The sequence below is a fragment of the Treponema sp. Marseille-Q4523 genome, from assembly GCF_016901105.1.
Classification (GTDB): domain Bacteria; phylum Spirochaetota; class Spirochaetia; order Treponematales; family Treponemataceae; genus Treponema_D.
The window spans coordinates 25,779-38,118 of the sequence record NZ_JAFEVM010000004.1 but is presented as its reverse complement, the minus strand read 5'-3'; the positions used below and the strand labels follow the sequence as shown (position 1 = coordinate 38,118).

The following is a 12,340-nucleotide window of genomic DNA, read 5'->3' as shown; positions in this document are numbered from 1 at the left end:
AAAAAATCGGCTGCACTCCCGGCAGCAGCCCTGCCGTTCACCGCGGCTGACCGTGATCGGAATCGGACTGCGCAATCTCTTTTTACAAAGAGATTGCTTGCCATCGGTCAGAGCGGTTCGGCGGCAGTCCCGCTGCCTCGCGTTCCGCCTTTTTTATGTAATCATACGCTTCCTTTCCGCATATACATTTCCGCTGCGGTTGCTCTGCCCTTACAGTTCAAACGCTTGCGTTTACAGTTCGAGTATACTAAAATGACGCATGTGATGATGTGGTAAAAACCACGCCGATTTCATATCGATTTTATCGGGCAGGGCGGCGCAAGGAGGCGCAAGTGGATACGGCGATGCTTCGTTCGCTGAAGATCTTCAACGGCATGGATGAAAAAGAAACGGCGCGCGCGGCGGCAGCGCTCGGCGTGTGCGAACGCGTATATAAAAAAGGCGAAATCATCTTCCATGCGGGAAACACGACCGATACGATGGGCATGGTGCTTTCAGGAAGCGTCATCATCGAAAACAACGATCTGTGGGGCAATCGCACGATACTCGGCTATATCGGCAAAGGGCAGTTTTTCGGCGAAACCTACGCGCTTTTGGAAAACACCGTTCTCCTCGTCGATGCGTGCGCGAACGAAGACAGCCGCATCGTATTTTTTAAAATCGGAGCGGTCAAAAACTTACCGGCACAGGGAGAGCCGTGGCTCGTAAAACTTTTATCGAATCTCCTTGCCATCTCCGTCCGCAAAAATATCGCGCTGTCGGAGCGGAGTTTTCATACCGCCCGCAAAACGAGCCGCGCAAAACTCCTGTCGTATCTGAATTTCATTTCGCTGAAAAAGAAAAACACCGAATTCGACATTCCCTTCGACCGACAGCAGCTCGCCGACTACCTCAACCTCGAACGGACGGCTCTTTCGAAAGAACTCGGAAAAATGCAAAATGACGGTCTCATCACGTTTCGAAAAAATCACTTCGTGCTGAACAAAACGAAGTCACAGGGAAAATAGAGGCGATTCAAAAACACGGATTCCGTTTGCGCGCAAAAAAACGCCGACCGGTCCGAAAAGGAATCGATCGGCATCAAATTTGAAAGTCCTTAATCGCACGGTGTGAGGATTACAAACTGCGACACCGCGCGATTTCTTTGTACGTTTTTACCTGCAATCAGTCCGCTTTTTTGAATCTGTCTTGATTTATAGACATGGCAATTGCACCGCCCTGATAGCTGCCCAATTGCCCTTGCGGAACGGTAATGCTGCCCGCACCCAGAGCGCTGCAGTCTTTAAAAGCCAGATTAAACGAACCCGGAACGTAATTACATTTGAGTGTAACGGATGTAAGCTTCGAACAACCGTTAAAACAGCTGAACATCGTATTGACTGCAGCCGGAACGACGGGCGCATTTTTCAATTCCGTACATCCCGCAAAACAAAAACCGAGAGTCGTAACACTTTCCGGCACGGCGGGTGCCGTCGTCAAACTGGTACAACTGTCAAAACAACTATGCATCGTCGTAACACCGCTCGGAATAGTCGGCGCTCCCGTCAATCCGGTACATCCAACAAAACAGCTGGTCATATCGGTAACACCAGCAGGAATATTTTCGACCGAAACAATCTTGTCACACTCTGCAAAACAGTTTGCCATTGATGTACCGGCCGCAACACTTGAGGGCAATTTAAGCGCAATCTTTTTACCGGACGCTTTCAATGCGGTCCCCAATGTACTCGGCGTATAAACGCCTGAAGTATTAGTACCGATTAAATCCGCCGCCGGTATGGTTCCCGTTATTTCGATATAGTTGACTTCGGTCGAAGAAGCGCTTGCAAGGTAGCCGGCCAAATCACTGTAAGCAACCTTTGTGTACTGCGAAGAGTTTCCGCTCCCCCCACTGCCGGCTGTGCCGCCCTCGCTGTCGGAAGCATCCTTACAGCCGCTCAATACGCTGAAAGCCAACAGGATACCGGCAAGCAGTACCCCCCCCCTGTATACTTTTGTATACAGTCTTGAATTTTTCGTATTCATAAACACCTCCTGGTATTGTGTCGAATACACATAACACACCCGGTTTACGGGCATCGTATCATACTTTATAATTATAATGAATTTTAATTTTTTTTCCAAATGCTTTGCGCGCACATCTTTTATCAATGTATGATTCTATTTCGCCGTTTGCCTTTGTTTTCATTTCGCGCAAAAAAAACGCCGACTGGTCCGCAAAAGAATCGATCGGCATCTCGCGGATGATCATGCAGGCGGAACAGACTCACCTTGATGTGCGTACGGTTTCCAGCCAGCCCAGCATAGTGTCCAGCACGAGGCGGGTATTTCCGCATTGACAGTGGTTCGACGCCGCTTCTTTGTCGGTGAACAGCCTGAACGTTACCGATTTTGCACCGGTGAGCGCATCGATTTCTTCTCGGTATAAATGCCAATCGATAAAGTGATCTTTTGCGCCTTGCAAAATCAATACGTCCTGATCGATTCTGTCCGCAATATCGAGCATTTGAAAATCGTTCATTTTTTGCATCCATTCGTACGGGCTTTTTACGCCGTATGCGTGCATGCCGTGATTGAGCGCCCATTGGAAAGCGGGGTCTTTTTTTACTTGACTGTACAACACGGCGTTTATAATGCCTTTTAAGCGAAGACGCAGCAGCGTTTTAAAAAAGTTCTGCACCGCATCGGGTAAATCAGAGAGGGCTACGTGCAAGAAATTCGGAAACACCGACCATGCGATAACCTGCTTAATGCGTTTTTCAAATGCGGCGGCTCTGGGCGCAAGCATCCCTCCCAAGGAAGCGCCGACGATAACAAGGTCGTCCAAATCGAAATGATCGATGATCGCCGTAACCGGTTTTTCCCATTCGTGCGTAAAAGTCGATCCCTGCACACGCAAAACGCCGCCCTGTCCCGGCCCTTCAAAAAGATACACATCGTAACCGTTTTCGGCAAAATACAGCATAGGAAAAAACAGCTCTTCAAAATAACTGTCGTTTCCGCCGTGCAAAAGTATCGTTCCTTTCGGAGTTTTATGCGAAGCGCTCATGCCGGCTTTTGTGTGCATAACCGGAAGACGGATCGAACCGAACGGAACGTCGAAGCGTTCAACCGTACCCGACGAAAAATAATCGGCATAGTGCGCGTAAAACAAATCGGCGGCTTTTTTATAATACGCAAGCTTGTCGCCGTCGCCGTCCGCCATAAAAAATTCGCTCATGCGGTAATAGGCGATCGCGTTTTCGGTTCTGTCTTCTTTGAGCGCATTGTCTCCCAAGCGGATGAGCGTATGCTTCCAGTCGTCGTGCGTGCGAATGCTGCGCGACACGGCGGCCGTTTCATCCAAGTCGCCTCCGTCCCAGTTGATAAGCCTATTAAACTGAAAATTATAATTTGCATTGTCGTTTAAATTATATAAACCGACTTTAAATTGAATCATAATTCCTCCAAATAAATATTTTTATAGAAACCTGCCCTAAAGTTTCAGGCGAGTGACAACGTACGATTTATTACAGAATAAAGGGTCGAATCGGAAAATACTTCCATCAGGACGCTGTTTTTCAAGCTCTCGATTTTTTTCGTCGAAGTGAAGTAATTTAGAGCGCGCAAAGAATTTCGGCAAGATTTTTTTAAGCGATATTACCGGTATCAGCTTCCGCTTTTGAGAAAGTCCGTAAACGATATGCCGCAGTATTTTTTACAGGCGGTCGCAAAATGCGAAGAACTTGAAAAGCCTGCAAGGATTGCGGCGTCCGTTATGCTCATGCCTTTTTCGATAACGCAGCGGCAGGTTTTTTCGAGTTTTTTTAAAAGAAGATAGTTTTTAAAATCGATGCCGACTTTTTCTTTAAACAAATGTAAAAATCGGCTTTTGCTCAAACACAGCATCCGAGGGATCGTATCGTATGCATCGCTTTCGATACTTTCGCATTGTTCTATAAGACGTATCGCTTCGGCGATGCGGCAGTCCATATTCCGCTCTCCCTCGCTCTTGCACATATCGCCGAATACGGATGCACCGTTCGCCTTCCGCTTTTTTTGCTTTGCATGCATGGCGAGAGTGCCGACAAGATATTCATCTACGGCTTCCAAGGGCTCCCCGTCCTCAAGCATACGTATGAGATGCTTTTCGATTTCGATCGGAAGCGCACCGAAGTTTTTTCCTTTAAGCAGTTCATCGTCGATTATCCGTGAAAGCTCGGACGTCGTATCGATCAAAAACACCGCCATAGGCGCATCCTTGTTTCGCCGAACACAGTGCATGACGTTCGATTGAATGACGGCCGAACACAGACTTTCACTCTCCTTTTCCGCCGTACAGGTAAAAGGTCGTGCCGAAATGAGAACGTGCTTTGCAAAATGTTTGTGCGCTTGCGGATCGTCGTATCGCGCCCGAAAGACAATGCGATCGTCTTTATATATCATACCGTTCGCGGCGCCGCTTCCTCATTCGGCGCCGTCTTTTCGTTTGGGATTTTTCGGAAACCAGCCCCGCTCGACACGCTTTTCCTGTTCCTTCAATTCCACGATGCTCCATAAGCAAGCCGTACCGATAAGAGCCGAAACGTATGCGGCGATACCGTCGGAAAAGAGCGCCGCCGCCAAAAACGCGAGACCCGCGATGAGGAAAATCGGCCACACTTTAGAGGAAAAATAATATTCGCATTTTATAACGATCGGATGAAACAGCCCGATAACGGCAAGAGACGCAACACCGATAATAATCGCTTCGATGTTCATGTTGCGCCCCGCACGCAGCAACGGACGCAATCGTCCCCCTGCCGTTTTATGTTCGCCGCCGTTTCCGGAAAATTTTCCATGTTCCTTTGCACTTCCAAAATCAAAACTTCTCCGCCCACTCGGAAAGAGATGCGGGATCCTGTTCACCGTTCAGCACTTTGCTCCCAATGATCTTCGCTTTCGGTGCGCTTTTCTGCAAATTCGAAATCGCCTTATCGAAACCGAAACCGCTTCCGCCGGCCGTCGCGAACAGCACGATTTTTTTGCCGCTGAAATTATAGCTCTCGACAAAGGTATTGATAATCGACGGCGCAATCGACCACCAAACGGGAAAACCGATAAAGATCACATCGTAATCGGAAATATGCGCATCTCCACCCGCGATCTCGGGCCGAAACGACGGATCGGACATTTCTCTGCTCGTTCGCGATCGTTTATCCATCCAATCCAAATCCGCTCTCGTATACGGCTTTACAGGCTTGATCTCATACAGATCCGCGCCCGAAGCCTCCGCGAGCATGTGCGCCGCATAAGAAGTTTTACCCGTTACGCTGAAAAACGCAACCAATTTTTTCGCCATATCCGTTCATCCTCTTAACAATTATTAAATTTCATATCAAATTTATTAAATATCTTCAGGGCGGCTTTTTGCGCCTGCGCCGCAAAAACCGGGCTTTTCGGGATTCCGCCCTCAGGCTTCATTCCTCCGCTCGCGTCGCTCGCTTCGGAACGGCTTCGCCGTCCCTTCAATCCCTGCCGCACCGCAAGTGCAAATCACAGCGTCGCCATACCGCGCGGCAGGAATTTCGGCAGAGATCGGACGAGTCCGTCAATCGACGGAAACGCCGATTTCGCGGTAATAGCGCTTCGCGCCCTCGTGCAGCGGCAAGTCTGCAATATCCTTTACCGCATCCGGCGCCTTCAATCCTTTTAAATTGCGCTGCGCATTTCCGAGTTCGTCGACGTTTTCCCAAAAGGTTTTTGTGAGCATATATACCGTTTCATCGTCGAGCGTCGAATTGCAAAACATCAGCATTTTAATAGCCGTCGTTCCGACGTCGGCGTTTTGTCCGGGATAGGTTCCCGCGGGAATCGTATAGCGCGCATACCACGGATAGGATGAACGAAGCTTTTCGAGGATATCGTCTCCGATCGAAACGAGCGTACACCCGGACGAACAGGCTTGCGAAACGGCGGCTGCGGGAATGCCGCTCATAATCCATGCGCCGTCGAGTGTGCCGTTTTGGAGCATGTCGGCAGCATCTCCGAACGCGATGTATTCGGTTTGAATGTCGGACGGATAATTCAAGCCCGCCGCGGTAAAGTGGTTTTTGCACTCGCCTTCAACGCTCGATCCCGCAGCGGCGACGGCAAAATGTTTGCCTTTGATGCCCGAAAGAGATGCGATGCCGGACTTTTTTGTAACGATGACCTGGTTCGGATTAAAATACAACCCCGCTATGATACGGAGATTTTTATTCGCAGCGCCTTCAAAGCTGTCGGTACCCTTATAGCTTTGAAAGCAGTTCGAACTCACCGCGATCGACACCTGCGACTCTCCGTCGGCGATCTGATTGAGGTTGTCGATGCCGCCGTTCGACGCTTGACTCGACGCGCTCACAAAATCGATTTTCGTGTCCCACACATTCGTGATCGCGGCTCCTACCGCATAGAGCGCGCCCGAAGCGGATGCCGTCGGAAATTTAATCGTCACTTTTTCGTGTCCGCCCGGCGCAGCTTTTTTTCCGCTGCAGCCAGCAAGTACGGCAGCCGCAAAAACCGCGGCAAAACCGATCTTCATAGATACGTTTTTCATATTCACCCCTATAAAACTTATGCAAACCTCTAAAAACCGACAGAGCTTTTAGAAGCAGTCTTTATTAAAACTTCCGTTTTCAAAAAATCAACCGTGCGTTTTCGCAGAACAAAAACAAGCATCGCACCGGCATTAATAATTATTAACGGATATTTTATCGCGTAACCGTATTCTTGAGCCTCCGCTTATGAGCGCGCTTCCGGATCGGAAATCTTTTTCGCCGGCACTCGGTTTTTTACGTATTGATAAATGCTCACCGCAGCGAGGAGCGCAAAGCCGATCGCATCGGAGGCGACGCCCGCATAGAGCAAAAGGGGGGCGATCGCAATGAGAGAGAGCCGTTCGAAAAGGGATGCGCGGCGCAAAAGCCATCCTTCAAGACCCGCGACGAGCGTGACCGTTCCGACCGATGCCGTAAACATCGACCAGAGGCTCATCGCAAAAGGTGCGCTTCCGCTTCCGATGAGCAGCACCGGATTTGCCAAAAAGAAAAACGGGATCAAAAATCCGACAAGCCCTATCCGCACGGCAAGCAGTCCCGTTTTAAGCTGATCCGAACCTGCGATGCCGGCTGCGACATAGCAGCTGATCGCGACCGGCGGCGTGATATTCGAAAGACATGCGTAGATGAGGCAAAACAAGTGCGCAGCTATCGGAAGTACGCCTGTCTTTATTAAAACGGGAACGGCGACTGCCTGCACGATAACGTAGGCCGCAACGCCAGGAACGCCCATCCCCAATATCGTCGACATAACCATGACAAGGAGTCCCGTCAAATAGATGCTCTTGTTCGGCACGACGTTTAAAATCACGTAGCCCATATTGAGACCAAGACTTGTCAGCGTCACAGTCCCGATGATGACGCCGATGATAACGCACGACACTCCGACGCCGACGGCACCTTTCGCGCCTTCGACGCAGGCGGCGATTATTTTATCGCCTGTCATACGCGTATCTTTTCGGAGCCAGCTCGCGCCGACGGCGGCAAAAATCGCTGCGACTGCCGAAAGAAGCGGCGTAAATCCCTTCGCCATCATCGCGATAAGCAGCACGAGCGGGAGCACAAGATGTCCCTGCTCTTTCAGCACTTTCACTGCATCGGGGATGTGCTCTTTGGAAAGACCGGGAAGTCCCATGCGCTTCGCTTCAAAATGAACGGCGAGCAGGATCCCCAAGTAATACAAAAACGCGGGCACGATCGCGGCAAGCATGACTGTCGTATAACTTATGTTTAAAAATTCCGCCATGACAAAGCCGACGGCGCCCATGATTGGAGGACAGAATTGACCGCCGGTACTCGCCGTCGCTTCGACCGCAGCGGCGAATTCTTTTTTGTAGCCTGTCCGCTTCATAAGCGGAATCGTAATCGTACCGGTCGTTGCGACGTTTGCGACGGCCGATCCGTTTATCATGCCCATGAGGGCGGATGCTAAGACGGCGACTTTTGCAGGCCCTCCCGGCGTGCGCCCGACGAGTGTCAAAGAAAAATCGTTGATGAATTTTGAAAAACCGCTGTGCTTTAAAAAAGAGCCGAAGACGACGAATAAAAAGATATACGTCGCAGACACACCGACGCCGACGCCCAAGATTCCCTGAGTGCCCCAAAACTGCGTAACGAGTACGCGCTTTATCGTAAAGCCGTTGTGTCCGAGCTGCCCCGGAATATATTTTCCGAAAAAATTATACGCAAGAAAGAGCGCCGCAAGAAAAGCGAGATTGCCCGATGTGCGGCGGGCGGCTTCAAAAACGACGGCAAGCGCAAGAGCGGCAACGGCGATTTGAAACGGCGTAACGCGGCCGCCGCCTCGAGCGACCGCCGTATAATGAAGTATAAAATAACCGAACGTAAAAAGAGCAAACGCGATGAGAAAAAAATCGACGACGGGAGGAAAGCGGCGCTTTCTGTTTTCTTTTTTCGTTGCAGGATATAACAGGAACGCGAACAAAAGCAAAAAAATGCTGTGAAACGCGCGCAGGTTTACGGCGCTCATCACTCCGACGGTATTGAAATAGAGCTGAAAGACGACCCAAACGCAGAGCAAAATCGAAATGACCTTTTCCGTCGGCCCGGTATACACTCTGGTTCGGGAATCGGTATCCGTGTCTTCAAGCAATTTTTGCGCAAGGGCAGCTTCGGTCGATTTCGGCATACGCCTTCCTAAAAATTTATAGGGAACCTCTGAAAACTGCAGTTTTTAGAAGTAACTTTGAAAATGCGATGTTGATTGTATAAACATACATCGGAAAAGTCAATGATTTTGATTTTGAAAACGCAGTATCGAGAACATATGATTTTGCAACTTTATAATTTTTTCTATCAAGAGGTATAAGGCAATCACGATATCGACACGGAACACGCGATCGCCGGAGCGCATTCGGAAGATTGCATTTTTTTTTCGATTCGATTATGATTCGCGTATTACACTTGAGGAGATATGGAAATCTATGGCAAGTCCTTTGGAAAATTATCTTGCATCATGCAACGGAAAACCGAACGCCGCGATGACTTCTTACGTCGCAAATCTGCAGCAGACGGCAGCGATCGCACCTGAAATAGCCGCGAGCGTCGTCAAAGAACTCGAAACGCAGCGCGCCCACTTAAAACTCATCGCAAGCGAAAATTACTGTTCGCTTTCCGTACAGGCGGCGATGGGAAATCTCCTCACCGATAAATACGCCGAAGGCTATCCCGAACACCGCTATTACGGCGGCTGCGAAAACATCGATGCGGTCGAATCCTGCGCGGCGAGGGAAGCCGAAAAACTTTTCGGCGCGGATTACGCATACGTGCAGCCGCACTCGGGCTGCGATGCGAACCTCGTCGCCTATTGGGCAATCCTCAATCACAAAATCGAAATGCCGACGCTTGAATCGTTCGGCGTAAAAAGCGTGTCCGATTTGACGGGATCGCAATGGGAAGAACTGCGCAAACGATTCGGGCGGCAGCGCCTCATGGGTCTCGATTATTATTCGGGCGGACACCTCACGCACGGATACCGCATGAACGTTTCGGCAAAAATGTTCGAAAGCATTCCGTACACGGTCGATAAAGAAAGCGGATTGCTCGACTACGACGCGATCGAAAAGCAGGCGATGGAAGTAAAGCCGCTCATTTTGCTTGCAGGCTTTTCCGCTTACCCGCGCAAGATCGATTTCAAACGGTTCCGCCAAATCGCGGACAAGTGCGGCGCCGTGCTCATGGTCGACATGGCGCACTTCGCGGGTCTCGTCGCAGGCAAAGTGTTTACCGGAGATTACGATCCGGTAGCCTTTGCGGATATCGTCACGTCGACGACGCACAAAACCCTGCGCGGCCCGCGGGGAGCGCTCGTACTGTGCAAAAAAGAATTCATCGACGACGTAAACAAAGGCTGCCCGATGGTTTTAGGCGGACCGCTCGGAAACATCATTGCGGCAAAAGCGGTCGCATTCAAAGAAGCGCTTACGAGCGAATACCGCGAATACGCGCACAATGTCGTCAAAAACGCGTGCGCCCTCGCGCAGGCATGCGCTTCACTCGGCATGAAACTGCAGACGGGAGGCACGGACAATCACCTCATGCTCATAGATGTGACGACTTACGGACTGACCGGACGACAGGCGGAAGCGGCGATGTTTCAGTGCGGCGTTACGCTCAACGCAAACTCGCTCCCCTTCGACAAAAACGGTCCGTGGTGGACGAGCGGCATACGGGTTGGAACTCCGGGCATCACGACGCTCGGCATGACGGAAACCGACATGAAAGAAATCGCTTCGATCATCGATTCGGTGCTGAAAGGCACGAAGCCCGGCACGACAAAAGACGGAAAACCGGCAAAAGGGAAAATCGTCCTCGATCCCGTCGTGCAGGAAAAAGCGAAACAGCGCGTACGGTCGCTCCTTTCAAAGCACGTGCTTTACCCCGAACTCGACCTCGCGTTTTTGAAAAAAGAATTCGTCAGATAAATTATCCGTCGTCAAATCCGCGGACGATGCCGCGGACGCTGCCGCTTGATAAAATCGAGGCTACGCGGCGCGGCAAACGCTGCGGTGCGAGAGCCGCTCACTTCGCATGTAGGCCGTAGGGATCTTCCCAAACGCTGCCGTCATCGTATTCGATTTTGCTCACGTATAAAAAATCGATGCGATACGCTTCATCGGGCATTTCCGAAATATAATCGTCGAGGCTGAACTCCGCGTTTACGACAGCATACGGCGCGATGTTTTCATCGTATTCGAGCACAATGCAGTTCCCGTCCGTAAAGGAAGATTCCTCGTCGCTTCCGCTTAAAAAAACGACGGCAAAAAACTTTCGTACCGCCCGTCCGCTTGCATTGTAAAATGTCAGCGCGATGCCCGCATATTCGTAAAACGCCGCATCCGCTCCGACGGACACTTCGCCCTTTATGCGATAGGGACTGCGCGCGTAGAGCGGAAACGAAAAGCAAAGAACGCACATCGCAGCGAACGCGAATTTCAATTTTGCAAAAACGTGAAGTCCGCCGTTTTTCTTCGCTCTGCATCCGTTTTTCGATCCGGTCTTTTCGGCCGCAGTCACGCTTTCCGCTTTGATCATCGATTTGTTTTTCATCTTGCCGCCTCGTACACGAATTTCTTCCCGCACGATACAATCGATTTGTCCGATACGGCCGGTTTTACCGTACGCAGCAGACGCGAATGCCTTTTCAGCGATCTAAGTATTTCGGCGGCAACATTCGTACAATGTATAAACGGATCGTCCGTATCGGGAGTAGGCGATCCTCCGTTTAACGATATTTTAAGCGGGCGCACCGGAAACGCGATATCGAAGAGCAAATGGATATCGCTTCCGTCGTACAAAAGCTCGTGCGCGATAATACAGCGCACAAATGCCGCGATATCGCCGGAAAAAGCGCGATATTTTTTAAACTGTACAAAAGCGGACGCGACATCGGATGCGGCAAGCAGCGCAAAGACGAGTTTGTTCGAGTTCAACGCTTCGACAGCCGTACGTACGCTCGTTTCGCTGTGCAAGTAGAGTATACACGGAGGTTTTACGCGGGACGCACTTCTCATCCGCTTCATGTCGGAAAAGATCGATATCGCAGCCGTCGGAATACCGTGCCCTGCAGGCGAACAGAAAATCGTAAGCCCGCTTTGCTGCACGCTCAATTTTCGAAGCCCTTCTATCTGAGCGCCGCACAAACCGAGTCCTTCAAGCGGCGGGAGAACGCGAGAAGAGCACGGCAGGCGAAGCACGATACCGCCCTGCACGACGGCGGTGCATATCAAAAGGGGATGCGCGCCGCGGTGAATAAATCGGCCGCACAATTTTGTCCTTCCGTTCAAATGAGAAAGCGACGCTATATGCCCGACAAGACGCTTCGCAAGAGGCGGCGGAAGTCTCATACTTTCACGGAACACCCCGTGCGTTTTAAAGGTGACGGTCTCTCTCCCGACAATGATTTCTCCGGCGGAAAGTGTGCACGCCTGCCGTATAATCGCGCAGAGCATTCCGTCTTCATGTAAATCGGCGTACGCGGCAATATCCGCCGCGCGTATAATGGTGTCCGTTTTCATCACAGTATAAATCGTCGCAGAGTGTCAAAAAGAGGAAGTCCTTTTCACTTTTTTTAAAGATGCCCTTATATCGATTTGTCCGAGTATGAGGATGCGGGATGTACCGGACAGGCAAACGGGAACGTTCAAAAGCTGTAATTTTTAGAGGTAATTTTGATTTTTTTACGGTTTCAATCTTTTTTCAAAAAAACTTCCTCTTTTTGTCATAATTTCTCGATCTATATTACGGACTGTAGGACAGCTGCC

At 50.4% G+C, this 12,340-nt stretch carries 11 protein-coding genes; 2 read left to right on the top strand and 9 right to left on the bottom strand.

Annotated features, from left to right (window positions below; all coding sequences use genetic code 11):
- Positions 1-332 precede the first annotated feature (332 nt).
- On the top strand, positions 333-1,007 hold the full coding sequence (locus JSQ97_RS01960; protein WP_205074511.1) for a Crp/Fnr family transcriptional regulator: 675 nt from the start codon (positions 333-335) through the stop codon (positions 1,005-1,007).
- Positions 1,008-1,164: 157 nt separating this feature from the next.
- Here the strand turns inward: JSQ97_RS01960 and JSQ97_RS01955 are convergent, their stop codons facing one another.
- The 7 genes from JSQ97_RS01955 to JSQ97_RS01925 all read right to left on the bottom strand — a co-directional run bounded on the left by JSQ97_RS01955 (position 1,165) and on the right by JSQ97_RS01925 (position 8,706).
- Positions 1,165-2,025, bottom strand: a complete 861-nt coding sequence (locus JSQ97_RS01955) for a leucine-rich repeat protein (protein ID WP_205074510.1) — start codon at positions 2,023-2,025, stop codon at positions 1,165-1,167.
- A 241-nt stretch (positions 2,026-2,266) separates the two neighbouring features.
- A complete protein-coding gene (locus JSQ97_RS01950) occupies positions 2,267-3,439 on the bottom strand; it encodes an alpha/beta hydrolase (RefSeq protein ID WP_205074509.1) in 1,173 nt (390 codons plus the stop codon).
- A gap of 209 nt (positions 3,440-3,648) precedes the next feature.
- Positions 3,649-4,425 (bottom strand): helix-turn-helix domain-containing protein, encoded by a 777-nt coding sequence (locus JSQ97_RS01945; protein WP_205074508.1) that lies wholly within the window; start codon positions 4,423-4,425, stop codon positions 3,649-3,651.
- Between the two features lie 21 nt (positions 4,426-4,446).
- Positions 4,447-4,740 carry a DUF4491 family protein gene (locus JSQ97_RS01940; RefSeq protein WP_205074507.1) on the bottom strand — a complete coding sequence of 98 codons (294 nt, stop codon included), beginning with the start codon at positions 4,738-4,740 and terminating at the stop codon, positions 4,447-4,449.
- Positions 4,741-4,840: 100 nt separating this feature from the next.
- On the bottom strand, positions 4,841-5,320 hold the full coding sequence (locus JSQ97_RS01935; RefSeq protein WP_187383627.1) for a flavodoxin: 480 nt from the start codon (positions 5,318-5,320) through the stop codon (positions 4,841-4,843).
- Between the two features lie 249 nt (positions 5,321-5,569).
- The gene (locus JSQ97_RS01930) at positions 5,570-6,556 is read right to left on the bottom strand and encodes a TAXI family TRAP transporter solute-binding subunit (RefSeq protein WP_205074506.1); all 987 of its coding nucleotides are present in this window, start codon (positions 6,554-6,556) and stop codon (positions 5,570-5,572) included.
- Positions 6,557-6,741: 185 nt separating this feature from the next.
- On the bottom strand, positions 6,742-8,706 hold the full coding sequence (locus JSQ97_RS01925; RefSeq protein WP_205074505.1) for a TRAP transporter permease: 1,965 nt from the start codon (positions 8,704-8,706) through the stop codon (positions 6,742-6,744).
- A 295-nt stretch (positions 8,707-9,001) separates the two neighbouring features.
- Between JSQ97_RS01925 and JSQ97_RS01920 the strand changes: the two genes are divergently transcribed.
- Complete coding sequence (locus JSQ97_RS01920; RefSeq protein ID WP_205074504.1) at positions 9,002-10,501, top strand: glycine hydroxymethyltransferase; 1,500 nt, start codon at positions 9,002-9,004, stop codon at positions 10,499-10,501.
- Between the two features lie 97 nt (positions 10,502-10,598).
- Here the strand turns inward: JSQ97_RS01920 and JSQ97_RS01915 are convergent, their stop codons facing one another.
- Both JSQ97_RS01915 and JSQ97_RS01910 read right to left on the bottom strand, forming a co-directional pair.
- Positions 10,599-11,126, bottom strand: coding sequence for a hypothetical protein (locus JSQ97_RS01915; RefSeq protein ID WP_205074503.1), 528 nt, complete (start codon positions 11,124-11,126; stop codon positions 10,599-10,601).
- Positions 11,123-12,094, bottom strand: a complete 972-nt coding sequence (locus JSQ97_RS01910) for a hypothetical protein (protein ID WP_205074502.1) — start codon at positions 12,092-12,094, stop codon at positions 11,123-11,125. Before JSQ97_RS01910 ends, JSQ97_RS01915 begins: the two co-directional genes overlap by 4 nt.
- Positions 12,095-12,340: the final 246 nt, after the last annotated feature.